The organism is Streptomyces sp. SID12488 (genome assembly GCF_010548275.1).
GTDB lineage: Bacteria > Actinomycetota > Actinomycetes > Streptomycetales > Streptomycetaceae > Streptomyces.
On the sequence record NZ_JAAGLT010000026.1, the window covers coordinates 13,306 to 37,279 of the forward strand.

Annotated in this window: 22 protein-coding genes and 2 pseudogenes; 11 read left to right on the forward strand and 13 right to left on the reverse strand. The window is 71.0% G+C overall.

Annotated features, from left to right (window positions below; all coding sequences use genetic code 11):
• Window positions 1–10: 10 nt before the first annotated feature.
• Window positions 11–396 (forward strand): annotated as a pseudogene (locus G3I56_RS31265) (BlaI/MecI/CopY family transcriptional regulator); the annotation flags it as partial.
• A gap of 117 nt (window positions 397–513) precedes the next feature.
• On the opposite strand, the gene meaB reads toward G3I56_RS31265, so the two are convergent.
• The 3 genes from meaB to G3I56_RS31280 are packed head-to-tail and all read right to left on the reverse strand — an operon-like array spanning window position 514 to window position 5,470.
• Window positions 514–1,491 carry a methylmalonyl Co-A mutase-associated GTPase MeaB gene (gene meaB, locus G3I56_RS31270; protein ID WP_164414850.1) on the reverse strand — a complete coding sequence of 326 codons (978 nt, stop codon included), beginning with the start codon at window positions 1,489–1,491 and terminating at the stop codon, window positions 514–516.
• Entirely contained in the window at window positions 1,488–3,662 is a 2,175-nt protein-coding gene (gene scpA, locus G3I56_RS31275) for a methylmalonyl-CoA mutase (RefSeq protein WP_164414852.1), read from the reverse strand. The genes meaB and scpA overlap by 4 nt, the downstream gene beginning before the upstream one ends.
• Entirely contained in the window at window positions 3,662–5,470 is a 1,809-nt protein-coding gene (locus G3I56_RS31280; protein WP_164414854.1) for a methylmalonyl-CoA mutase subunit beta, read from the reverse strand. Before G3I56_RS31280 ends, scpA begins: the two co-directional genes overlap by 1 nt.
• A gap of 274 nt (window positions 5,471–5,744) precedes the next feature.
• On the opposite strand from G3I56_RS31280, the gene G3I56_RS31285 reads away from it, so the two are divergent.
• The 3 genes from G3I56_RS31285 to G3I56_RS31295 all read left to right on the forward strand — a co-directional run bounded on the left by G3I56_RS31285 (window position 5,745) and on the right by G3I56_RS31295 (window position 7,451).
• Window positions 5,745–6,131 carry a VOC family protein gene (locus tag G3I56_RS31285; RefSeq protein WP_164414856.1) on the forward strand — a complete coding sequence of 129 codons (387 nt, stop codon included), beginning with the start codon at window positions 5,745–5,747 and terminating at the stop codon, window positions 6,129–6,131.
• 71 nt (window positions 6,132–6,202) lie between these two features.
• The gene (locus G3I56_RS31290; RefSeq protein WP_164414858.1) at window positions 6,203–6,814 is read left to right on the forward strand and encodes a DinB family protein; all 612 of its coding nucleotides are present in this window, start codon (window positions 6,203–6,205) and stop codon (window positions 6,812–6,814) included.
• Between the two features lie 154 nt (window positions 6,815–6,968).
• The gene (locus G3I56_RS31295; protein ID WP_164414860.1) at window positions 6,969–7,451 is read left to right on the forward strand and encodes a VOC family protein; all 483 of its coding nucleotides are present in this window, start codon (window positions 6,969–6,971) and stop codon (window positions 7,449–7,451) included.
• Window positions 7,452–7,540: 89 nt separating this feature from the next.
• Here G3I56_RS31295 and G3I56_RS31300 read toward each other — a convergent pair.
• The 3 genes and pseudogenes from G3I56_RS31300 to G3I56_RS31310 all read right to left on the reverse strand — a co-directional run.
• A pseudogene (locus G3I56_RS31300) lies at window positions 7,541–7,830 on the reverse strand (phosphotransferase); the annotation flags it as partial.
• 63 nt (window positions 7,831–7,893) lie between these two features.
• Window positions 7,894–8,541: a DUF3105 domain-containing protein gene (locus tag G3I56_RS31305; RefSeq protein ID WP_164414862.1), complete on the reverse strand. Its 648-nt coding sequence runs from the start codon at window positions 8,539–8,541 to the stop codon at window positions 7,894–7,896.
• A 115-nt stretch (window positions 8,542–8,656) separates the two neighbouring features.
• Window positions 8,657–9,046, reverse strand: a complete 390-nt coding sequence (locus G3I56_RS31310) for a hypothetical protein (protein ID WP_164414864.1) — start codon at window positions 9,044–9,046, stop codon at window positions 8,657–8,659.
• A gap of 292 nt (window positions 9,047–9,338) precedes the next feature.
• On the opposite strand from G3I56_RS31310, the gene G3I56_RS31315 reads away from it, so the two are divergent.
• From G3I56_RS31315 to G3I56_RS31340, 6 genes are all read left to right on the forward strand, one after another.
• On the forward strand, window positions 9,339–10,148 hold the full coding sequence (locus G3I56_RS31315; protein WP_164415015.1) for a VOC family protein: 810 nt from the start codon (window positions 9,339–9,341) through the stop codon (window positions 10,146–10,148).
• 43 nt (window positions 10,149–10,191) lie between these two features.
• The gene (locus tag G3I56_RS31320) at window positions 10,192–10,890 is read left to right on the forward strand and encodes a ribonuclease H (protein WP_164414866.1); all 699 of its coding nucleotides are present in this window, start codon (window positions 10,192–10,194) and stop codon (window positions 10,888–10,890) included.
• A gap of 109 nt (window positions 10,891–10,999) precedes the next feature.
• Window positions 11,000–12,241, forward strand: coding sequence for an FAD-dependent monooxygenase (locus G3I56_RS31325; RefSeq protein WP_343240104.1), 1,242 nt, complete (start codon window positions 11,000–11,002; stop codon window positions 12,239–12,241).
• Window positions 12,242–12,345: 104 nt separating this feature from the next.
• Window positions 12,346–13,836 carry an MFS transporter gene (locus G3I56_RS31330; protein ID WP_164414870.1) on the forward strand — a complete coding sequence of 497 codons (1,491 nt, stop codon included), beginning with the start codon at window positions 12,346–12,348 and terminating at the stop codon, window positions 13,834–13,836.
• On the forward strand, window positions 13,833–14,450 hold the full coding sequence (locus tag G3I56_RS31335) for a TetR family transcriptional regulator (RefSeq protein ID WP_164414872.1): 618 nt from the start codon (window positions 13,833–13,835) through the stop codon (window positions 14,448–14,450). The genes G3I56_RS31330 and G3I56_RS31335 overlap by 4 nt, the downstream gene beginning before the upstream one ends.
• A 432-nt stretch (window positions 14,451–14,882) precedes the next feature.
• Window positions 14,883–15,866 carry an aldo/keto reductase gene (locus G3I56_RS31340; RefSeq protein WP_164414874.1) on the forward strand — a complete coding sequence of 328 codons (984 nt, stop codon included), beginning with the start codon at window positions 14,883–14,885 and terminating at the stop codon, window positions 15,864–15,866.
• A gap of 18 nt (window positions 15,867–15,884) precedes the next feature.
• On the opposite strand, the gene G3I56_RS31345 is transcribed toward G3I56_RS31340, so the two are convergent.
• Window positions 15,885–16,232, reverse strand: a complete 348-nt coding sequence (locus G3I56_RS31345) for a hypothetical protein (RefSeq protein WP_164414876.1) — start codon at window positions 16,230–16,232, stop codon at window positions 15,885–15,887.
• Between the two features lie 155 nt (window positions 16,233–16,387).
• Here G3I56_RS31345 and G3I56_RS31350 point away from each other — a divergent pair, with 155 nt between their 5' ends.
• The gene (locus G3I56_RS31350; RefSeq protein ID WP_164414878.1) at window positions 16,388–16,888 is read left to right on the forward strand and encodes a DUF6328 family protein; all 501 of its coding nucleotides are present in this window, start codon (window positions 16,388–16,390) and stop codon (window positions 16,886–16,888) included.
• Here the strand turns inward: G3I56_RS31350 and G3I56_RS31355 are convergent.
• The 6 genes from G3I56_RS31355 to G3I56_RS31380 form a co-directional block, all read right to left on the reverse strand.
• Complete coding sequence (locus G3I56_RS31355; RefSeq protein WP_203691079.1) at window positions 16,873–17,544, reverse strand: DUF2238 domain-containing protein; 672 nt, start codon at window positions 17,542–17,544, stop codon at window positions 16,873–16,875. The two genes, G3I56_RS31350 and G3I56_RS31355, sit on opposite strands and share 16 nt — an antisense overlap.
• 98 nt (window positions 17,545–17,642) lie before the next feature.
• A complete protein-coding gene (locus G3I56_RS31360) occupies window positions 17,643–18,758 on the reverse strand; it encodes a hypothetical protein (RefSeq protein ID WP_203691080.1) in 1,116 nt (371 codons plus the stop codon).
• Between the two features lie 204 nt (window positions 18,759–18,962).
• Complete coding sequence (locus G3I56_RS31365; RefSeq protein ID WP_164414880.1) at window positions 18,963–20,642, reverse strand: serine/threonine-protein kinase; 1,680 nt, start codon at window positions 20,640–20,642, stop codon at window positions 18,963–18,965.
• Between the two features lie 204 nt (window positions 20,643–20,846).
• Complete coding sequence (locus tag G3I56_RS31370; RefSeq protein WP_164414882.1) at window positions 20,847–21,905, reverse strand: polyprenyl synthetase family protein; 1,059 nt, start codon at window positions 21,903–21,905, stop codon at window positions 20,847–20,849.
• On the reverse strand, window positions 21,902–22,948 hold the full coding sequence (locus tag G3I56_RS31375) for a tetratricopeptide repeat protein (protein WP_164414884.1): 1,047 nt from the start codon (window positions 22,946–22,948) through the stop codon (window positions 21,902–21,904). Before G3I56_RS31375 ends, G3I56_RS31370 begins: the two co-directional genes overlap by 4 nt.
• Before the next feature lie 197 nt (window positions 22,949–23,145).
• Window positions 23,146–23,823 carry an AIM24 family protein gene (locus G3I56_RS31380; RefSeq protein WP_164414886.1) on the reverse strand — a complete coding sequence of 226 codons (678 nt, stop codon included), beginning with the start codon at window positions 23,821–23,823 and terminating at the stop codon, window positions 23,146–23,148.
• Window positions 23,824–23,974 lie beyond the last annotated feature (151 nt).

Below are 23,974 nucleotides of genomic sequence, written 5' to 3' on the forward strand. Positions count from 1 at the left end.
CGGGAAACGGATGGGCCGCGGACGGGAGACAGCGCGTGACGAGCACCGGCGGCGTCCCCGACGGCGGGGCAGGGCGAGCTGGAGGCGCTGGTCCTGCCCGCGCTGCGCGAGGCGGAGGGACCGGCGACGGCCGGCTGAGTGCAGGAGCGGCTCGACGGCGACCTGGCCTGCACGACCGTCATCACGATCCGCACCCAGCTGCCGGCCAGGAACACGGTCACCCGGGAACGCGCGGGCCGGTCCTTCGCGCGGACGTCGGCGTCCGACGAAGCGGGCCTCGCCGCGCACCGGATGCGCAGGGTGCTGGACGCCGAGAGCGACCGGGAGGCCGTACTGGCCGGCTTCGTCACCGGACTCAGTCCCGACGACGAGCGGCTGCCGCGCGATCTGCTCGGACAGCCGATGACGGACAGGGCGGACGGGACGGACAGGACGGACGGGACAGGCGCGGAGAGGAAGGCTGAGTCCGCCCTGTACTTGGCGACCCGGAGCCCGGCGGGCCGGCCCGTGTCCTCAGTCGCCGCCGAATGCCTTCAGGATGCGCTCGGCGGCGAGCGTTGCGGTCAACTCACCGTTCCTGACCTGCTGTTCGAGGCCGGGAGCGACGGCACGTACGGCCTCGTCGGTGTGCAGACGGCCCAGCAGTTCGTCGCGGACCATCGTCCAGGTCCAGTCGACCTGCTGGTCACGCCGTTTGGCGGCGAGGCGGCCGGTCGAGTCCAGTAGGGTGCGGTGCTGTTCGAGGCGGTCCCAGACGGTGTCCAGGCCGGTCGACTCGCGTGCGCTGCACGTCAGCACGGGCGGTGTCCAGGCCGCGTCCCTGCCGTGCATCAGCCGCAGTGCGCCCGCCAACTCCCGTGCGGCGGCCTGGGCGTCGCGCTCGTGCGGGCCGTCGGCCTTGTTGACGGCGAGCACGTCCGCGAGCTCCAGGACGCCCTTCTTGATGCCCTGCAACTGGTCGCCGGTGCGGGCCAGCGTCAGCAGCAGGAACGAGTCGACCATGTTCGCGACGGCGGTCTCGGACTGGCCGACGCCGACCGTCTCCACCAGCACCACGTCGTAGCCCGCCGCCTCCATCACCACGATCGACTCGCGCGTCGCCTTGGCGACCCCGCCCAGCGTGCCCGCGGTGGGGGAGGGCCGGATGAAGGCCGCCGGGTCCACGGCCAGGCGTTCCATCCGGGTCTTGTCGCCCAGGATCGAGCCGCCCGTACGACTGGACGACGGGTCCACCGCGAGCACCGCCACCCGGTGCCCGAGCCCGGTCAGCATCGTGCCGAACGCGTCGATGAACGTCGACTTGCCGACCCCCGGCACCCCGCTGACCCCGATCCGCCGGCCCCGGCCGCTGTGCGGGAGCAGCGCGGTCAGCAACTCCTGTGCCAGCGCCCGGTGCTGGGGCTGGGTCGACTCGACGAGGGTGATGGCCCGCGCCACGATCGCCCGCTTCCCGTCGAGCACGCCCTTGACGTACGCGTCGAGATCGATCACAGGTCGTGCCCGAGATCTGCCGAGAGCCGCTCGACGAGGTCGTACGCCGCGTCCGGGATCACCGTCCCGGGCGGGAACACGGCCGCCGCGCCCATCTCCAGCAGGGTCGGCACGTCCTGCGGCGGGATCACCCCGCCGACGACGATCATGATGTCCTCCCGGCCCTCGGCCGCCAGCTCCTCGCGCAGCGCCGGTACGAGGGTGAGGTGCCCGGCGGCCAGCGAGGACACCCCGACGATGTGGACGTCCGCCTCCACCGCCTGCCGGGCGACCTCGCCCGGGGTCTGGAACAGCGGGCCGACGTCGACATCGAAACCGAGGTCCGCGAAGGCGGTGGCGATGACCTTCTGGCCTCGGTCGTGGCCGTCCTGGCCCATCTTGGCCACCAGGATGCGCGGCCGGCGCCCCTCGGCCTCCTCGAAGGCGTCCACCAGCGCCCGGGTGCGGTCGACGGAAGGGGACTCGCCTGCTTCGTTGCGGTACACGCCCGCGATCGTACGGATCTGGCCCGCGTGCCGCCCGTACACCTTCTCCAGCGCGTCGGAGATCTCCCCGACCGTCGCCATCGCGCGGGCCGCGTTCACCGCCAGCTCCAGCAGGTTGCCCTCACCGCCCGCCGCCCGGGTCAGCGCGTCCAGTGAGTCCTGGCAGGCCCGCTCGTCGCGCTCGGCGCGCAGCCGCCGCAGCTTCTCGATCTGCTGGGTGCGTACGGAGGAGTTGTCGACCTTGAGGACGTCGATCTGCTCGTCGGTCTCCACGCGGTACTTGTTGACGCCGATCACGGGCTGGCGCCCCGAGTCGATGCGGGCCTGGGTGCGTGCCGAGGCCTCCTCGATGCGCAGCTTGGGGATGCCCGCGTCGATGGCCTGCGCCATACCGCCCGCCGCCTCGACCTCCTCGATGTGCTGCCAGGCGCGGCGCGCGAGGTCGTACGTCAGCTTCTCCACGTACGCGCTGCCGCCCCACGGGTCGATGACCCGGGTTGTGCCCGACTCCTGCTGGATCAGCAGCTGCGTGTTGCGGGCGATGCGCGCCGAGAAGTCGGTGGGCAGCGCGAGCGCCTCGTCCAGGGCGTTGGTGTGCAGCGACTGGGTGTGGCCCTGTGTCGCCGCCATCGCCTCCACGGCCGTACGCGTCACGTTGTTGAACACGTCCTGCGCCGTCAGCGACCAGCCCGAGGTCTGCGAATGGGTGCGCAGGGAAAGGGACTTGGCGTTCTGTGGGTCGAACTGCCTCACCAGCTTGGCCCACAGCAGGCGCGCCGCGCGCAACTTGGCGATCTCCATGAAGAAGTTCATGCCGATCGCCCAGAAGAAGGAGAGCCGGGGCGCGAACGCGTCCACGTCCATCCCCGCTTCACGGCCCGCCCGGATGTACTCGACCCCGTCGGCGAGCGTGTACGCCAGCTCCAGATCGGCCGTCGCACCCGCCTCCTGGATGTGATAGCCGGAGATCGAGATGGAGTTGTAGCGGGGCATCCGCTGCGAGGTGAAGGCGAAGATGTCGGAGATGATCCGCATCGACGGCTTCGGCGGATAGATGTAGGTGTTGCGGACCATGAACTCCTTGAGGATGTCGTTCTGGATGGTCCCGGCCAGCTTCTCGGGCGGCACGCCCTGTTCCTCCGCCGCCACGATGTACAGCGCGAGGACGGGCAGCACCGCGCCGTTCATCGTCATCGACACGGTCATCTTGTCGAGCGGGATGCCGTCGAAGAGCTGCCGCATGTCGTAGATCGAGTCGATCGCCACGCCCGCCATGCCGACGTCACCGGTCACGCGCGGGTGGTCGCTGTCGTACCCCCGGTGCGTGGGCAGGTCGAAGGCGACCGACAGGCCCTTCTGGCCGGCCGCGAGGTTGCGGCGGTAGAAGGCGTTGGACTCCTCGGCGGTGGAGAAACCCGCGTACTGGCGGATCGTCCAGGGCTGGTTGACGTACATCGTCGGGTACGGGCCGCGCAGATAGGGAGCGGCACCCGGGTACGTCGAGAGGAAGTCCAGGCCTTCCAGGTCACGGCCGGTGTAGAGCGGCTTGACCGCGATGCCCTCCGGGGTCTCCCAGAAGGCCCCGTCGGAGCCTGTGGTCGCCTTGACGGCCGTACGCCAGTCGTCGGCGTCGGCGTCGGCGGTCGGGGTCCCCAGTTCGATTCCGGAGAAGTCGGGGATTCCCATCAGGACGCTCCCATGCGGTCGAGGGTGGCGGAGAGCACGGCGACGGCGTCGCAGCCCGCGAAGACGTACGCGTCGACGTCCGTGTACTGCCCGGGACGGCCGGCGAGGAACACATGCGAGGCGCCGGAGGCCTTCAGCTCCGCCGCCACGGTCGCGGCCTGCTCCTCGTACAGCGTGTCACTGGAGCAGAGGCAGACCTCGGTGGCGCCGCTGTCCGCGAAGGTGCCGTCCGTGACGGTCTCGATGCCGCCGGCCTGGAAGAGGTTCGAGACGAAGGTCGTCCGCGCGCTGTGGGCGGCGGCCGGGCCGATGGTCGCCAGGAAGACGCGCGGCCGGGATCCGGTGGCGGCGAGGTGGGCGTCGGAGCGGGCGCGCAGAGCCTCGTACGCCTCGTCGCGCCGTACCCGGGGGAGTCCTCCGGACGGCGGTACCGGCGCCGGCTCGCGGTCAGGCAGGCGCTCGGCGAGGTTCGGGAACTCGCTGACCCCGGTGATGGGTTCGCGCCGCTTGGCCAGCTTGGCGGAGCGGGCCGCCCAGGTCGTGGCCAGCGCCTCACCGAGCCGGCCCGAGCGGAGGGCGGGGGCGGGACCGCCGAGGCCCTCGATCCACTGAAAGAACTCCCAGCCCGCGTGGGCGAGTTCGTCGGTGAGCCGCTCCACGTACCAGGAGCCGCCCGCCGGGTCGATCACCCGCGCCAGATGCGACTCCTCGACCAGGATCGTCGAGGTGTTGCGGGCGATACGGCGCGCGAACGCGTCCGGCAGGCCCAGCGCGTGGTCGAAGGGGAGCACGGTGACCGAGTCGGCGCCGCCGACCCCGGCGGCCAGCGTGGCGACCGTCGTGCGCAGCATGTTCACCCACGGGTCGCGGCGCGACATCATCACCGGCGAGGTCACGGCGTGCTGCACCTGTGCCCCGGCCGCCGGTGCCCCGGACACCTCGGCGACCCGGGCCCACAGCCGCCGGGCCGCGCGCAGCTTGGCGATCGTCAGGAACTGGTCGGCGGTGGCCGCGTACCGGAACTCCAGCTGTGCGCAGGCCTGTTCGACGGACAGCCCGGCCTCGGTCAGCTTCCGCAAGTATGCGACCCCGGTCGCCAGGGACGCGCCCAGCTCCTGCGCGGCCGAGCCGCCGGCCTCGTGGTACGGCAGCGCGTCCACGGTCAGCGCGCGCAGCCCCGGGTACTGCTCGGCGCACAGCCGTGCCAGCTCGAGGACCGGCGCGAAGGCCGACTCCTCACCGGTGCGGGCCTCGTGGCCCAGCGGATCGGCGCCGAGGTTGCCGCGCGCCGCCTCCCTGGCGACACCTCGCTCCTCGTACAGCCGGAGCAACTCCCGTGCCGCGGGCTCCACTTCCTGTCCGGCGTCCAGGACGACGGGGGCCAGGTCGAGATAGACGCCGTCGAGGGCCCGGGCGAGTGACGACACCGGGATCGCGTCCGGACCGACGGTCAGCCAGAGCGAGGTGACGCCGTTCTCGAGGTCCCCGAGCACCGCGTCGCCGACGAGGGTCGCGTGCCGCTGCCGTACGTCCCAGCCTCCGACGGTGTTCCCCTCGGGGCGTCCGCCGCGCACGAAGGGGGCGAAGCCGGGAAAGCCGGGCTCGGGAGCCTCGTCGTGCGCCGTGTAGAGGGGGTGGGTGGTGAGTCCGTCCTCGAGAGCGGTGGACAGAGCGTCCTCGGCTGTCGCGGTGGAGACCTCCTTGCCCGCTTTGCGCAGGACGCCTTCCACCAGGCGCTGCCACTGCTCATGGGTCGTGGAGGGGAACTCGGCGGCCAGCGAGAGCCCGTCGTTGGGCAGGACTGTCATGCCCGGATGCTAGGGCAGAGAGGTCCGGCCGCAGGAGAGCGCCAGGCTGTGACCTTGACCTCGGCTGAACTGTGACGTCGGCCTCAGGGCCGTTCCGGACCCCGCGAGGGGGGGTGGAAGAGGCATTCACGACGCTCTCCGGGCGGGATCGTCACCTGTACCGGTCTGGTGAGTCAATGGGGCACCGCATCGCGGAGACGGCCCCGGAATGCCAGGCTGCCCTGTGACAATCGGCTTCGCCGGACCCGTACGCACACGAATCTGAGAGCACACCATGAGGATTCACCTGACCAGTGTCTTCGTCGACGACCAGGACAAGGCCCTGCGCTTCTACACGGACGTGCTGGGCTTCGTGAAGAAGACGGAGGTTCCGTTGGGCGAGTACCGGTGGCTGACCGTGGTCTCGCCCGAGGATCCCGACGGGACCGAACTTCTGCTGGAGCCCTCCGGCCATCCGGCGGTGAAGCCGTACAGGGACGCGCTGACGAAGGACGGCATCCCGGCCACCGCCTTCGCCGTGGACGACGTGCGCGCGGAGTACGAGCGACTGCGCGGTCTGGGCGTGCGATTCACCCAGGAGCCGATGGAGATGGGCCCGGTCACCACCGCGGTGCTGGACGACACCTGCGGCAACCTGATCCAGATCGTGCACCAGGCGTAGGGACCGGGCCGGGCGCTCTCCGGGCCCGATAATCGGTGGCGGACGGTGTCGACGCGCGCGACCATGCCCCCATGGACTCGCGCGCGCACGACAACGGGACAACGGCGACTCGGTGGACGGTCGCGACCGTCCACGACGACATGTGGGTCGACCCGGACGACGACCCGCGCGAGACCGACACCGAGATCGTGGACGAACGCGGCACGCTGATCGAGGGCCTGCGCCACTACCGCCTCACCGTGGAAATGAAGTGCGCAGGTCTGGACGCCGAACAGATGGCCCGGCGCTCCGTACCGCCGTCCACGATGTCCCTGCTCGGGCTGGTGCGGCACCTCACCGAGGACGAACGGCACTTTCGCCGGGTGATGGCCGGTGAGGACGCCCCCAAGCTGTACCGCACCGACGACGACCGCGACGGCGACTGGAACGGCGCGGTCGCCGATCCGGCGGTCGTGGAGGACGCCTGGAGGCAGTGGCGGACGGAGACGGAACGCACCGACCGGTTCGTCGCGGGCGTCGCCGACCTCGGCACCACGAACGCCGGCTTCTCCGACCTGGGCGCCGAGCCCGGCGGGCAGCTTCAGCTCCGCGACGTCCTGGCGGCGCACGTCAACGAGTACGCGCGGCACTGCGGCCACGCGGACCTCCTGCGCGAGTGCATCGACGGCCGAGTGGGCCAATGACCGGTTGACCGGTTGATCAACTGGGCAACCGGTCGGTGAAACGCGGGCTCGCCCCTGAGACGGACCGATGGAACAACTCATCGCGCCACCGATGAGTTTTCGCCCGAGGATCGGTCGAAAGAGGTGACAGCGTTCCCGCTCCAGGAGGTATCCCATGACCACCGACGGTTTCACCACGTGTCTCTGGTTCGACGGCCAGGCCGAGGAAGCCGCCCATTTCTACGTCTCGGTCTTCAAGAACTCGGCCCTCGGCAGGGTCGGCTACTACAACGAGGCCGGCCCCGCCCCCGCCGGCAGTGTGCTGGCCGTCGACTTCGTGGCCAACGGCCAGAAGTTCGTCGCGCTGAACGGCGGCCCGCAGTTCAAGTTCAGCGAGGCCGTCTCCTTCCAGATCTTCTGCGCCGACCAGCAGGAGGTCGACCACTACTGGGCGAAGCTCACCGAGGGCGGCGGCGAGGGCGGCCCCTGCGGGTGGCTCAAGGACAAGTACGGACTGTCCTGGCAGGTCGTCCCCGAGGGCCTGATCGAGATGATCAGCGACCCGGACCCGGAGAAGGCCGTCCGCACCACCACGGCCATGTACGCGATGAGCAAGCTGGACATCGCCACCCTGCAAAAGGCGTACGCGGGGGAGTAGGACGAACCCGGCCGGTGCCGAGCCGCCCCCCCCGTCCCGGGCGGCTCAGGCCCGCCGGACGCCGTGCTCGGCCAGGATCTCCCTGATCACGCCTCACGGAAGGTGTCCCGGACGTCGGCGGCCAGCAGGTCCCAGGCCACGATCAGATCGACGGCCGGATCGCCGACCCCGGTACAGCCGAAGTCGATCACGGCACTCAGCCGCCCCTCGGTGACCAGTATGTTGCCGGGGGAGAGGCCGGCGTGCGCCCAGACCGGCGGTCCCGCGTGCTCAGGAGCCCGCCGGGCGGCCTCCCACAAGGCCGTCACCGCCACCTGTCCACCTCCCCCGTCAGCTGGGCGAGAGCCGCGCGAGTCTCCGTGTCCCGCGCCGACAGCGGAACGGAAACGCGGGCGCCGACGCGGGGCAGTCCAGTGCGAACGCCCCGCGGCCGACGCTCAGTTCACGGCGTCATCCCATTGGTGCACGCGGCACCGGGCTCGGGGGTCTGCTCGCCCTGGACGTACTTGTCGAGGAACTTGGCGACCCGCGGGTCCGACGCCTTGTCCACCTTGAGCTGGTGCTCCCAGGCGCTCAGGACGATCGGCGACGACTGGTCCTCGTAGGGGCTCATGAAGGTGTACGACGTGTTGGTCACCTTCTCGGAGAGCGTCTCGACGTCCGCCTTGGCCGCCTTGTCGTTGTACGTGATCCAGACGGCGCCGTGTTCGAGGGCGTGCACCGCGTTCTCGTTGGGGACCACCTTGGTGTAGACCTGCCGGTCGCAGTTCACCCAGACCTGGTTGTGGTCGCCGCCCACGGGCGGGCTCATCTTGTAGGTGACGGCCTTGGCGACGTGGTTCTGGGTGAGCTTGGACCAGCTCTTCACACCCGAGATCGGCGACGCCTTCGCCGCTGCCTTCGCCTGTTCCTTGTCCTGGGCCGAGTCGACCAGATACCAGCCGCCGCCGGCCAGGCCGACGAGTATGACGGCGGTCGCGCCGAGCGTGAGCAGACGCATACGGCGCTCACGGGCCTGCTCGGTCTTGCGCAGCTCCTCCATGTGGGCGCGGCGGGCCGCGGTCTTCGCCTTGGCGTTGGATGTACCCATGGGATGTCCTTCTCCGTGCCGTGCCTGTCTCCGGGCGCGGCGCTGCAAGCTGGGGTGATGTTCGTGGTCGTGACTGAGCGGACCGGCCCGGGGAAATCGCGGGCCCGGCCACGGTCTAGACCCGGAGCAGTTGCAGCTCGTGGAGATCGGGAGGGCGGGCGGCGCCAGGGGTCCGCGACGGGCCGAGCGGCAGCCGGGCGGGGGCCGTGCTCGGCTGGTCCAGCGCGGCGGGCCGGGCCGCGCCGATGAACGGGGCGTGGTTGAGGACGCCGTGGTTCCCGGGGGTGTGACAGCCCTGGTGCGGGCCCTCCTGGCAGGGGTCCCGGTCGGCGATGTGCACGCCGTGCGCCGATGTCGACCGAGCGTGCCCGGTGTCCTGCGAGGGCAGGGCGCCGGCGCAGGAGAACGCGAACGTCGAGAGGACGAGGAGCAGGATGCCCAGCAGGTGCGGGAGGTTGCTGCGGGCATGCCGCGTCGCTGGGCGACGCACCCGTGCAGCGGACATCGGGACACCTGGAGGTTGTGGGGGCCGAGGAGAGACGAGCGTCGATGAAATTATCAGACCGCAGAGGTGTGTTTTTGCCGTGGCTTGTGGGTTGTTTGTTGGCTGCGGTCCGCCGTGGCTTGTCGCGCCCACGCGGCGGAGCCGCAGATCGATACAGCCCCGCGCCCCTTTAAGGCGCGTCTCCTCCTGTCTGTAACAGCCTGGGTCGCTCGACGCGCGTCCTGGACGAAGCCTGGCTAGCGTGAGAATCCGGACAGCCGACGAGATCGACCAGACCGGAGAGGCCGGAGCCATGGCCGTGCAACCTGAGGGAACCCCCTGTTGGGCCGACGCGATGTTCAGTGACGTCGAGGGAGCCAAGAGCTTCTACGGCGAGGTGCTGGGCTGGACCTTCGGCGAGTCGTCGTCGGATTACGGCAACTACACGCAGGCGTACGCCGACGGCAAGGCGGTCGCCGCGGTCGTCCCGCCGATGCCCGGGCAGGAGGGGCAGTCGGCGTGGTGCCTGTACCTCGCCTCGCCGGACGCCGCCGCCACCGCCGCGAAGATCCGTGACAACGGCGGCGAGCTGCTGATGGAGCCGATGCAGGTGGGCGAGTTCGGCACCATGTGTCTGGCCCGTGATCCCAGCGGTGTCGCCTTCGGTATCTGGCAGGGCGGTGTCCACGAGGGCTTCGAAGCGGGACCGGAGAAGCCTGGCGCGTACTGCTGGGCCGAGGTCTTCACGCGCGAGACCGAGAAGTCGGACACCTTCTTCCAGACCGTCTTCGGCTACTCGGCCAAGCAGGTGCAGGACGACGCCATGGACTTCCGGATGTACAACCTGGGCGAGAACGGCGAGAACACCGTCCTCGGCCGGATGCGGATGACGGACGACTTCCCGCCCGAGATGCCGCCGTACATCAACGTGTACTTCACCGTCGGCAACTGCGACGACGCCGTCGCCACAGCCACCAAGCTCGGCGCCGTGCTGCGCTTCGGGCCCATGGACAGCCCGTTCGGCAGGTTCGCCGCGATGAGCGATCCGCAGGGCGCCAACTTCTCGGTCATCGATGTCACGACGACGGCGGGCGAGATGCCCAAGTCGGCGGACGTGGGCTGAGGGAGGCAGCCGACGGGGGCAGGGGGCCCGTCGCACGCATGGCATGATCGAGCGCATGCGTGAACGAGTGGTGGCCGCGTGCGACGGGGCTTCGAAGGGAAATCCGGGACCTGCCGGCTGGGCCTGGGTGGTGGCCGACGGCTCGGAGAGCCCCACTCGCTGGGAGGCCGGGCCGCTCGGCCGGGCCACCAACAACGTCGCCGAACTCACTGCGCTGGAACGGCTGTTGACGGCTGTGGCGCCGGACGTACCGCTGGAGATCCGGATGGACTCCCAGTACGCCATGAAGGCCGTCACCACCTGGCTGCCAGGCTGGAAGCGCAAGGGCTGGAAGACGTCCGCGGGCAAGCCGGTCGCCAACCAGGAACTCGTCGTCCGTATCGACGAGCTGCTCGACGGCCGCTCGGTCGAGTTCCGCTATGTGCCCGCACACCAGGTCGACGGCGACAAGCTCAACGACTTCGCCGACCGTGCCGCCAGCCAGGCCGCGATCGTGCAGCTGTCGGCCGGCAGCGACCTCGGCTCCCCGGAACCCCCGGCCTCGCCCGACACCCCCCGCTCCTCGGCCCCGAAAACGTCCGGAACGAAGACGGCCCGGCCGCGCAGCGGCGACTCCAGCCGCACCCTCAAGGCGAAGTTCCCCGGCCGCTGCGTCTGCGGAAAGGCCTACGCGGCCGGCGAGGCCATCGCCAAGAACGCCCAGGGCTGGGGTCACCCGGAGTGCCGTACGGCCGACGTCTGAGCGCACCCGACCACACCGGCCGTCCTGTGAAGGACGGCATTTCGGTGTACCCACATCCTGCTACTCTCCGACGCGAACTGACCACCTTCCGTAATCGCTAGGGGTGTGTGTGAAGGTCGCCTGTGTCGGAGGCGGGCCCGCCGGCCTGTATCTCTCGATCCTCCTGAAGCTGCGGGATCCGTCCCACGACGTCACCGTGTACGAGCGTGACCCGGCGGGCTCGACCTACGGCTGGGGCGTCACCTACTGGCGCGGACTGCTCGACAGACTCCATGAGCGCGACCCCGAGTCCGCGCGGGCCATCGGTGACGCCTCGGTGTCCTGGAACCACGGAGTCGCCCATGTGGGCGACAGCGCGACCCGGCACCCGGGCGACGAGGGCTTCGGCATCGGTCGCCACAAGCTCCTCGACATCCTCGCCGACCGGGCCCGACAGCTCGGCGTACGGCTGGAGTTCGAGCACGGGATCACCGACGCCGGCGCGCTGACCGACGCAGACCTCGTCGTGGCCGCCGACGGCGTCAACAGCGCGCTGCGCGAACAGCACACCGAACACTTCGGCGCCGATCTGAGGGCCGGCCGCAACCGGTACATCTGGCTCGGTACCACCAAGGTCTTCGACGCCTTCACCTTCGGCTTCAAGGAGACGGAGCACGGCTGGATCTGGTGCTACGGCTACGGCTACAGCCAGGACCACAGCACCTGCGTCGTCGAGTGCTCCCCCGAGACCTGGAGCGGCCTAGGCCTCGACCGGGCGAACGAGGCCGACGGTCTGGCCCTGCTGGAGAAGCTCTTCGGCGACCTGCTGGACGGCCACTCCCTGATCGGCCGCTCGGCCGACGACGGCGCCGCCCAGTGGCTGAACTTCCGCACCCTCACCAACCGCGCCTGGCACCACGGCAACCTCGTCCTGCTGGGCGACGCCGCCCACACCACGCACTACTCCATCGGCGCCGGCACCACCCTCGCCCTGGAGGACGCCCTGGCCCTGGACGAGGCGCTCCACACACACTCCGAACTCCCCGCGGCCCTCACCGCCTACGAGGAGCGGCGCAAGTCGGAACTGCTCTCCATCCAGAGCGCGGCCCGCTACAGCGCCCAGTGGTACGAGAACCTGCCGCGCTACATCCGGCTGCCCCCGGACCGGATGTTCGCCCTGCTCGGCCAGCGCCACTCACCACTGCTGCCCTATGTGCCGCCCCAGCTGTACTACGGCATCGACCGGGCGGCGGGGCGCCTTGAAGCGCTGCGCCGGTTCAAGCGGTGGCTCGGCCCGAAGCTCGCCCGGACCGCGCAGACACGCGCGCTGGCCTCCCGTGCCGGAGAAGAGGCCGGGGTCTCCGGAAAGTAGCCCGGTCACGGCCGGTGTCATTGGGTGAATGGCGATTCACCGCTATGGTGAATCGCCATTCACCCATTTTCTGTCGCGCAGAGCGGCCGGCCGCTGGAGTGCCGATGGACCAGCCTGTCCCGATACCCGCCCCACGCGAGATGCCTGCCCCGCGGCCCCTGCGCGACCGGATGACCGTTCCGGCGCTGGCGTTCGGCGGGATGCTCATGGCGGTCATGCAGACCGTGGTCATCCCGCTGCTGCCCGACCTGCCCCGGCTGACCGGCGCCTCAGCCGGCGCGGTCTCCTGGATGGTGACCGCGACTCTGCTGTCCGGCGCCGTTCTCACCCCGGTACTGGGCCGCGCCGGCGACATGTACGGCAAGCGGCGGGTACTGATCGCGGCTCTCGGGCTGATGGTCCTCGGCTCGGTCATGTGCGCCCTGTCCTCCGACATCGGCGTGCTCATCACGGCACGCGCCCTGCAGGGCGCCGCGTCCGCCGTCATCCCCCTGTCGATCAGCATCCTGCGCGACGAACTGCCGCCCGAGCGCACGGGAAGCGCGGTCGCGCTGATGAGCGCCACCGTCGGGATCGGCGCCGCCCTGGGGCTGCCGCTCGCCGCGCTGATCGTCCAGTACGCGAACTGGCACGTCATGTTCTGGGCGACCGCCGGCCTCGGCGCGGTGGGTGTGACGGCGGTGTGGTGGGCGGTGCGCGAGTCGCCCGTCCGGGAACCGGGGCGCTTCGACGTCCTGGGCGCGCTGGGGCTGGCCGTCGGGCTGGTGTGTCTGCTCCTCGGGATCGTCGAGGGCGGCGCGTGGGGGTGGGGCAGCCCACGCGTCCTGGGACTGTTCCTCGGCGCCGTCGGGGTGCTCGGCCTGTGGTGGTGGCACCAACTGCGCACCCCGCAGCCCCTGGTGGACCTGCGGCTGGTGTCCCGGCCCCGGGTCGGTCTTTCCCATGTCGCCGCCCTGCTGACCGGGTTCGCCTTCTACTCCAACTCCCTGGTGACCGCCCAGCTGGTCCAGGCGCCCGTGGCCACCGGGTACGGGCTCGGCCTGTCCATTGTCGAGACCGGCCTCGTCCTGCTGCCCGGCGGCATCGTCATGCTGGTGTTCTCGCCGGTCTCGGCCCGCGTCTCGTCGGCGTACGGGCCGCGCGTCACCCTGGCCGTCGGCACGGCGGTCATCGCGCTCGGCTATGTGGTGCGCATCGCGGACAGCCGCGACCTGTGGATGATCATCGTGGGCGCCGCGGTCGTCGGCATGGGCACCACCTTCGCGTACTCGGCGCTGCCCATGCTGATCCTGGGGGCCGTACCGCCCGGCCAGACCGCCTCCGCCAACGGCGTGAACGTCCTGATGCGCACGATCGGCCAGGCCATGTGCAGTGCCGCCGTCGTCGCCGTGCTGGTCCGCCACACCAGCCCGGTCGCCGGTGTCCCGGTGCCCACCCTGCACGGCTACCTGCTGGCCTTCGCGATGGCCGGCGTCGTCGCCCTGCTGGCCTGCACGGCGGCCCTGACCATCCCCGGCGACCCGGTCACCGGCGACACCCGGCGCGCCCGTGGCCGCACTCCGGGAGCGCGGGACGAGGCGATGGAGGGAGCATGAGCACCGTGCGCACACCACCGCCGACCGGCCCCGACACCGAGCCGACCCCTGCCCCGGCCCCGCGCCGGGACGCCGAGCAGACCAGGGCCGCCATCCTGCGCGCCGCCCGGTACTTCCTCGCCCGCCACGCCCAGGCGGACATCACGCTCAAGGCGGTCGCCGAACGCGCCGGTGTCAGCCCGCCGTTGATCCTCAAGTACTTCGGCAACAAGGACGCCCTCTTCGCCCACGTCATGTCCTTCGACCAGGACGCCGACGCCCTCCTCGACGCACCCTTGGACGACCTGGGCCGCCACATGGTCCGCCATCTCCTCACCGGCCAGACCGAGCGAGGCGCCGACCCCGTCCTGCGGATCGTGTTCGCCCCCTTCCAGGGCGACCGGGGCGACATCATGCGCGCCAACTTCCGCACCCAGGTGAGCGACCGCCTCGCCTGCCGCCTCCCCGGCCCCGATTCGGGCCTGCGCGCCGAACTGGCCGTCGCCACGCTGCTCGGCCTGGGCGTCATGTACGGCATCGCCCGCGGAACACACCTGCGGGAGGCGACGATCGACGCCATCGTGGACCGGTACGCCCCCACAGTCCAGGCCCTGCTCACCGTTCCTACAGACTGAGCGGGCGTGAGCCCGTTCAGCCGCGCGCCCCGAACGGTCTTGGGCGTACTGGTCCCCGGCGTACTCGACCCCGGGGCGGCGACACGTATCCTGTGCGTGGTCCGAGCCCGGGAGGCCCCCGCGGCCGGAGGCCGCTGTTGGATACAGCCCTCACGACCTGGCCATGTAGGTACAGCCAGAGGCGACGGGGAGGCCCTGAACCATCACTCCGGTGGAGCAGGGGCCCCGCACGCTGGCACCGCACTCGGCGTCCCAGACCGCACGATCACGCTAACCTAAACGGCCCAGGCCAGTGCAAGCCCGGAAGCCGCCCATCACGCGATCGAGCTGATTCGACCTCGTACACGCTCCTTGCCGAGCAGCTACCACCCCTTGACGGATCCGGGCAGGCCCCGGCCGCCCGGACCTGCGGACGGATGACAGACTGATGCCATGGACGAGCGTGTAATCGGTAGGTCGGGTCAGCGGGCGTCGGTCATCGGCCTCGGAACGTGGCAGCTGGGCGCCGACTGGGGCGACGTGGAGGAGAAGGACGCCCTCGCGGTGCTGGACGCGGCGGTCGAGTCGGGAGTGACCTTCTTCGACACCGCCGACGTGTACGGCGACGGCCGCAGCGAACAGACCATCGCCACCTTCCTGCGCGGCAGGCCCGAGCTGGATGTCCTGGTCGCGACCAAGATGGGCCGCCGGCTCGACCAGATCCCGGAGAACTACGTTCTCGACAACTTCCGTGCCTGGAACGACCGTTCGCGGCGCAACCTCGGCGTCGACCGGATCGACCTGGTGCAGCTGCACTGCCCGCCGACCCCCGTCTACTCCTCCGACGAGGTCTTCGACGCCCTGGACACCCTGGTCGACGAGGGGCGCATCGCGCGGTACGGCGTCAGCGTCGAGACCTCCGCGGAGGCGCTCACCGCGATCGCCCGCCCGGGCGTGACCAGCGTCCAGATCATTCTCAACGCGTTCCGCATGAAGCCCCTCGCCGAGGTGCTGCCGGCCGCGGAGAAGGCGGGCGTCGGCATCATCGCCAGGGTCCCGCTCGCCTCGGGCCTGCTGTCGGGCAGGTACACCAAGGACACGGTGTTCCCCGAGAACGACCACCGCACCTACAACCGGCACGGCGAGGCGTTCGACCAGGGCGAGACCTTCTCCGGTGTCGACTACGCGACCGGCGTCGAGGCGGCGGCCGAGTTCTCCGCCCTGGCCCCGGAGGGATACACCCCGGCGCAGCTGGCCCTGCGCTGGATCCTCCAGCAGCCCGGTGTGACCACGGTGATCCCGGGCGCCCGCTCGGCCGAGCAGGCCCTCGCCAATGCCGCGACCGCCGCCCTGCCGCCGCTCTCGCCGGAGACGCTGGCCGCGATCCGGGACCTCTACGACCGCCGGATCAAGGCGCAGGTGGAGAGCCGCTGGTAGCGGATCGGCGTACGCGTGTCACGGCTCCAGGAGCAGCTGGCGTTCCTGTTCCTGGTCGCCGGAGACACTGCCCCGGTCCTGAGTGGTGAACGCACCGGTGAGGGTGTCACCCGCGCAGCGGACGGCCGCGGGTGTGCCCTGCACGGTGACCGTCACGGGCGCCGACAGCGGCGACCTGGCCGGATGCCCGGGCTCCGGGTTCTCCGTACCGACGGTGAACGCGGCAGTGTGCACGGTCGACGGCCCGTCGTCGTCCCCCGGGGACTCGGCCGCGGGGCCGAAGGCCGACTCCAGGGCTCGTACGACCGTCTGTGCGTCTGCGGCGTTGCCGCCGCTGACCGTGAGGGTGAGCTGTGTACCGGACATGGTCGGACCTCCTTTTCGACGTGGTCACTGTGGTGCCCCTCGGGTAACCGCTCCGCCGATCGGCCAAACCGGACGGCCGTGAACTGATCGAATCCGGCTCCACGGGGAACCCGGATCCGGATAGGAATGTCAGGTCGCGGAGGCCAGGAGGAACCATGGCGGACACCGAGAGCGAGGTCGGCGCGCTCGACCGGGGACGGGACGAGACCAAGGAGGAGCGGGCCGACCGCAAGTGGGGCGAGCTCATCCAGGAGGTCCGGGTCGCCCAGACGGGTGTGCAGATCCTGTTCGGCTTCCTGCTGACCGTCGTGTTCACCCCGAGGTACGCGCAGATGGACGCCACGGAGCACACGATCTACATCATCACCGTCGTGCTGGGCGCCACCACCACCGGCGCACTGATCAGTCCGGTCGCCCTGCACCGGATCGTCTCCGGCCGGCAGGTGAAACCCGAGGCCGTGCGCTGGGCGTCCCGCCTGACCTTCATCGGTCTGGTGCTGTTGCTCGCCACGATGACCTCGGCGCTGCTGCTGGTTCTCAGGGTGGCCACCCATGACGCGTACGTGCCCTGGCTGGTCGGGGGGATCTTCGCCTGGTATCTGGCCTGCTGGTTCGTGCTGCCGCTGTGGACGCGCTACCGCTACACCACGGACTGAGCGCGCAGCGCCGCGAGCTGCCGGTCGTGGACGCGGCTCAGCAGGAGCAGCGAGAGGGTCGCCCCGATCAGCGCGCAGAACATGTCCCACTGTGTGTCCCACACGTCGCCCTGCGTGGCCAGGAAGTCGTCGGCCGCGGCGCCGCCGATCACGGCCGCCGCCCACTCGAACATCTCGAACACCGCGCTGAAGGCGAGGCAGGCGCACACGGTCAGCGGTGCGAGCCAGCGGCTGCCGCGCAGCGGTGACGTACGGCTGAGCAGCTCCCGTACGAGCACGGCCGGCACGAAGCCCTGCATGAGGTGGCCGAGCCGGTCGTACGGGTTGCGGTCGAGGCCGAACGTGTCGCGCGCCCAGTCGCCCAGTGGGACCTGCGCGTAGGTGTAGTGGCCGCCCACCATCAGGACGAGCGCGTGGAGGGCGAGCAGGCAGCACAGCAGGTTCGTGAGCGGGAACCGCCGCCAGGTCAGGACGAGCACGGGCAGCCCGATCAGGATCCAGACCGTTTCCAGGAACCAGGTCATCAGGTCGTGCGGCTGCCACACCGACACCGCGAGCGCGACGGCCACCAGCCCGGCGAGCAGCGCCGGAAGGTGCCGCCGCGGGGCGTCGGTGGCCGTCGGGAGGGGGCGGGGGGTGTTGTCGACTGCGGGCATCGGAACGCTCCTTGTGGTGGGAGCATCATCGTGGCGGTGCGCTCCGGCCCCGGGCATGAGTAGGCGTACTCAGCTCGGGGCGCCCGTGTCCTCAGGTGTCACTCGGGCGAGGTGCGGGCTCCGCGCAGCGCCGTGATGCACGAGGCGATGGCCTCCTGGAGCTCCTCCAACTGCTGGACCATGTCGTCCTCGGCGAACTCCTGGACGTCGTCGAAGGTCAGCTCCTCGAACGCCTTCGTGGCCTTCGTCAGGCTGCTGTAGAACTTCGTCCGCCGTTCCGAGACGCGCAGTTCGGGGTCTGCCTCGACCGCCTCGACGACGAGGTTCTTGAGGGTGTCGTAGGCCTCGCTCGCCCACTCGCCGGTGTCCTCGTCCTCGTCCAGCTCGTCGAGGAGGGACAGATGCCGTTCGGCCTCCTGGCGCAGATCGACGGGCGCGTCGATGGTCTGCCCGGCGGGCGTCTTGACCTGGCCGGACTCGGCGATCTGGCGGACGTATCCGACCCGGTCGGCCGACCGGGACTCGAAGGCCACGGCCTTCTTCAGGTCGTCGGTGCGGACGATGTCGCGCGCCAACTCGGCCTGGAGATCCGGGTCTTCCTTGATCCGGTCGAGCAGTGCGTGCCGGGCGGCGCGCGCGGTCGAGGGGTCGGCCATGATCGCGGCCCGCAGCGCGGTGGGGTTCTCCGCGACCTCCAGCGCCTTGGTCGGCCGGATTCCCTCCGCCTCGGCGGCCTCGGTGATGGCGGCGCCGCGCTCCGAACCGGCGCTGGAACGGGAGCTGTAGTACGTGAGCCACAGGTCGGCGCCGGGGAGTTCGACCTCCGCTCCCGGGGCCAGCGCCTCGAAGTGCGGGACGACACCGTCATCGGCGGCCTTGTCCCAGGCCTTGTAGTAGCGCATGACGCGCTCGGGCGAGCAGTCGGCGAGAGCGGCGAACTCCTTGGCGGACACCTTCGGCGTCTCACCGGCGCTCTGGCCCCCGGGCCGCACACTGCGCGCCACCTTCAGTCCGAAGGCCCAGCCCCCGGTCCGCGCGTAGGCCCCGAACTCCTGTGCGTCGCGCGCCACGAGGGGGGACACATCGGCGGCGTCGAGGGCTGCGTCGACGCTCTCGACGGGTTCGGCGGACGGCTCGGACCACTCGGACCCGTCGAACTCCTCGGCCACGGGGGACACGGGGGCCACCTCGGGTGTCTCGGAAGGCTCAGGCATCTCCGGCGTTTCGGACGGGGCGATCGCTACGGTCACAGGTGACTCTCCCGGGAAGGCTGGACGGACTACGAAGGTGCAGACAGGCAGCCTATATGCGCGCATTGGCGATGCTTTGACAGGCCGGGCCCGACGCCGGTCCCAGCCCGTCACCGGGTCCGCACACCCGGTGGTGGACACGTGTCCCCGCCCATGGCTGAAGGCGGTTCACTCTCTGAAGGTACGGAAGAACGCGTCCAGCGCCTGCCGATTGGCAGTGTTGTTCCAGTCGGCCGCCGGCGTCGTCCACCGCAGCGAGAAGCCCGTGGTCTCGCCGGTGAGGTAGCCCCGGCCGAGGGTTCGTATCCGGGTGCCCTCGAAGTCGGACAGCCACTCCATGTCGGCGCCGCTCCGTCCGCGATAGGTCGTCGCCCGGATCTCACCGATCCGCTTGAAGCCGATGTCCGCCTGGATCAGACCGGGTTCGACGTCGTCGCGCCACACGGCCACCGGGTCCGGGCGGAGCCGTTGGCTGTAGGTGACGGTCAGGGTCCGCGGGTCGTCGTCGGCGCCGAACACGATGCGGTAGGCGACGTTGCCGGGGGAGATGTCCTCGCTCAGGCGCTTCCACCCCTGGGGGAGGGCGATGGAGAACCCTTCCGGGGCGTTGTACACCCGGAACCCCGCGGGCAGCGCCTCGGCGGTGCCCCCGGTGGCCGAGGGAGTGGGCGTGGGGGTGGGCGCGGGAGACGAGGCCGGTGGTGCCGACGGCGTCGGTGAGGGCGGTACGGAGGGGGCGGTGCTCGGTGCGGCGGTCTGGTCGGGGATGGCGGTGTTCCCGCCGGTGGAGGGCAGGGACGGAACCTGGGAGACGACCGGCGGGGTGGTGTCCGCGCCGGACGCCGATGCGTCGATGCCGGGCAGGTTGTCCGTCGTCGCGAGGACGGCGACGGTGACGGCGGCCAGCGCGGCACCGACGAGGACGATCCTGCGGGGACCGCGCCTGTTCAGGTTCCGGCCGGCACGCCGCACGGCGACGGCGGCACCGGTACTGCGAAGCCGGGCGGAGGGCACCGGTTCGTCCGAGGTGTCGGGCTCGTCCCTGATGACGCGGAGCAGGGCGTCCCGCGCCACCGGAGCGGTCAGCCGCTCCCGGGCGCTCTTGCGCAGCAGCCCCTGGATGACCTGGGCGAGAGGGCCGGCGCGCACCGGGCTGCGCAGTGGCAGCCGGTCGACCGCCTTGAGCGTGGCGTCGGCCCGCCCCCGGTCACGGAAGGGCGGCCGGCCCTCGGCCATCGCGTAGAGGAGCGCGCCCAGCGCCCACAGGTCGTCCGACGGGTCGGGGCGCGCGCCGTGGGCCTGTTCGGGCGAGGCGTACGAAGGCGCGCCGACCCGGGACGCGGACGTGGCGCCCGCCAGGCCGAAGCCGGTCACCACGACCGGCCCCTGGTCCCGCACGAACACCTGGCCGGGGCTGAGTTCGGCGTGCACGATGCCCTCGCGGTGCGCGGCCTCCAGCGTGTCGAGCACTTCGAGGGCGATGCGTGCCGCGCGCACGTAGTTGAACGTGCCCTGCCGTTCGAGGAGTTCACTCAGCGGTGTGCCGTCGATCCACTGGGCGATCGTCCACAGTGTGCCGAACTCCTCGACGACGTCGACCACGGTGGCCACCCGGCCGGGCAGTACCAGCCCGAGGATCTCGGACGCGCGCGTCACCCGGGCGATGGCCCGGCGGGCGGTCTGCTCCCGGGGGTCGGGCGGGAGCTGGATCTGGGTGAGGACGACCGGGCGCTCGGATGCGGTGTCCTCGCCGTACCAGGAGACCCGGTTCGTCTCGCGATCGACGACATCGAGGAGTCGGTACCTTCCGGCCACCAACTCGTGTGTGGAGACGTTCGCCTTGACCATGGCCATCCCTCGCTGAACCCCCGGCTCTCACCTTTCCCAGTGGTACGAGGGGTGCGACGGGGTCTGTTCAAATATTCCGCAACTCCCGAGACTGATTTCCCTTTTATTCATCTGCGGCGAGCGGTTGTGCGAAGAAATGGGGCATTCACCGGCCTTGAAGTGACGGCCCGCACACGATCTCTCCCCCGATCCCCTCCGCCCGCCTCACAGGTCGCGGCGCACCAGGAAGCCCAGCAGCGCCCGCAGCTCGTCGACCGCCGGCCCCGCCAGCGGCAGGTCGGCCAGGCCGCTTTCGACCGCGGCGAGGTGCCGTCGGGCCTGGGCGAGGGCAGCCGTACGGCCGCCCGCCTCGGTGACCAGAGCCGCCGCGCGTCGTGCGAGGGCCTCGTCGGGCACGTCGACCGACTCCAGCAGTGCGGCGAGTTGCCGGGCGGCCGGGACCGGCGCGTCGAGGGCGGCCAGTACCGGGTACGACTTCTTGCGCTCCCGGAGGTCGGCGTGGACGGGCTTGCCGGTGACGGCGGGGTCGCCCCAGATGCCGAGCACGTCGTCGACCATCTGGAAGGCGGTCCCGGCATGCCGTCCCACCCGCTCCAGCGCGGCCGTCGTCGCCGGTGGGGCGCCGCCAAGCGCGGCTCCCAGCGAGAGCGCGCAGCCGAGCAGTGCGCCCGTCTTGCGCTCGGCCATCGTCCGGTACTCCTCGGGCCGCACCCGCTCGGGTCCGGTCCACGGGCGGGCGGCGAACAGCAGGTCGTCGGCCTGCCCGGACACCACGTCCGTCAGCGCCGCCGACAGCAGCCGTATCCCCGCCGGGCCGCCCGGCGTCCGCGCGAGGGTCTCCACGGCCAGCGCGAACAGCGCGTCGCCCGCGAGGACGGCCGGCCCGGTGCCGTACGCCTTCCAGACCGTGGCGCGGCGGCGCCGCATCGGGTCGCCGTCCATGATGTCGTCGTGCAGCAGCGAGAAGGTGTGCACCAACTCGACGGCGACCGCCGCCGCGACCCCGGACCGCCCGGGCGCCCCGGCCGCCTCCGCACCGAGCACGGCCAACGCCTGGCGTACGCCCTTGCCGCCGGACGCGTCGACGGGTGCACCGCCCACCTCGCACCAGCCGAAGGAGTACGCGGCCATCTCGCCCAGCCAGGGATGCAGCCGCTCGACAGCCTCGCCGAGCGCCGGACGCACCAGGTCACGGCACCGTTCGAGGAGTCGGGGCACGGACGGTGCCGCCGGTGCCAGGACCTCGGAGGCCGACGGCGTCATCGCGCGGCCTCCGTGTCCGTGCCGAGGCCGAGTTCGGTCTGTGCCCGCGCCACCATCGCACGGGCGTGCCGCAGCCCGATGCGCTCCAGATCGCGGGCCAGTTCGGCCAGTTCGGCGGCCGTCTCCGCACGGTCGCGGCCCAGGCGGGCCAGCGACTTGGCGAGTCCGAGGCGGGAGAGCGCCTCGCCGCGCGGCTCGCTCATGGCGCGGAACTCCGCCAGGGCCTGGACGTACAGGTCCCGGGCTTCGGCGTAACGCCCGGCGCGGTAGTAGACGTTGCCGCGCATCTTGTGGTTGTAGGCCAGCGCGCTCGACAGGTTCATCGCTGTGCAGCTCTCCTCCGCCTCCGAGAGCAGGGCGAGGGCACGTTCCGTGTCCCCGTCCCGCACGGACACGATGTCGGCGAGCCCGCGCAACGCCCAGGCGTGCCCACGCCGGTCGTCGGCCCGCGCGGAGATCTCGGCGGCCTCCTCGAACATGGCGTACGCGCTGTCGTACGAGCCGGTGTTGCGGTGCATCTGGGCGATGCCCTCCAGCGCCCACACCGTGTGCCGCGCCTCACCGCGCCTGCGCGCCTCGGCGAGCAACTGCTCGTGCAGTCGGCCGACCGCCTCGTAGTCGCCCTGGATACGGCCTGTCTCGGCCAGCCCCGCGAGCGAGTATCCGCGTACGACGATGTCGCCGCCGCGCTCGCCGAGTTCGGCCGCGAGCCCCAGCAGCCGCCGGGCCAGCGGGAACGCGCCACGTTGGCGGGCCAGGGTGCCGCCGCTCCACAGCGCCCACGCCATCGCTCCGGTGTCACCGGCCGCCCGGGCCGCGCGGTAACTCGCCTTCCAGGCCCGGTCGGCGTCGCCCACCTGCCCCAGCCGCCGGTGCGCCTCCGCGACCGCGAGTCCCGAACGGGCGGCCTCGCCGCGCCGCCCGGCCTGCTCGGCGGCTGCCAACTGCTCGGTGCCCGCGGCGAGTACGTCGACCAGGGAGGAGTTCACCGAGAGGCTGGTGAGCGCGCCCTGGTACTCCGGGGCGAATGCTTTGCCGTACATGCAACCCTTTCGGTATACGCTCAGCGTATACGCGATGTGTATAGTGCGCCGAAAGTTCGCCCCGGCCGGTCGGGCCGGGGCGGCACTGTGAAGTCGGCGGTGTCTTTGTTGTTGTCGTCGATCAAGACGTGACGGACGGCGCAGAGGTTGCCTGTGCGACTCAGATCACGTTCAGGGACGCGAGTTCGCGGTCGGGCTCAGTGCTGCTGGGCCTTCTGCGGGGTCACCTCGCTAGGCCGCACGACGACGAACCCCTCGCCCTGGAGCATCAGTTGGGCGGCCTCGCCGGAACCGCCGCGGATCATCGAGCCGAAGGACTGCGAACGGTGCAGCGACGTCTGGAGACTGGCCGTCCAGCCCACCACCGCGTCCGTGTCGACGTACACCGGGTACTGCGGCGACACCGGAATCACCAGCGGATTGCCCTCGCACACCAGCCCGAGCCGCCCCTGCCCGGTGAAGACGCTGTTGAACAGGCCGCCGCCGCTGATCCCCGCCCCCTTCACCGTCTTGATCTCGTACGTCAGTGACGCGTCGAAGCACAGCACGTTGCGGCCGTTGACGGTGAAGACGTCACCCGGGTCGATCTCGACGATGAAACAGTTCTGTGCCTCGTGCGCGAACCATGCCTCGCCCTGTCCGCGCACCGCCATCAGAGGCAGCCCCTCACCCGTGACGGCACGCTTCAGCATGCCGCCGACGCCCTGCCCCTTGCGCTCGAACTGGAGGTTGCCGCGGAAGGCGATCATCGCGCCCTGCCGGGCGAACATCTCGCCGTTGACCGCGTACTTGATGCACTTGGCGTTCTCGGCGGTCATGCCTGGCGCTGTGGCCGGCTGCACCATGTACTCACTGGAAAACAGGTCACCCTTCATGCGGGCATCGTGTCCTGGAGGGTGCGCGTTCCGCCAGGAGAACGCGCGGAAATGACAGAACCCGGCCAAAGGAGGCCGGAGGGCTCTTTGTGTCCGCACGATCCGGCCGCGGCGGTGCCGGTGACGCTACGTTGTGGGGCAGGGCCAACTA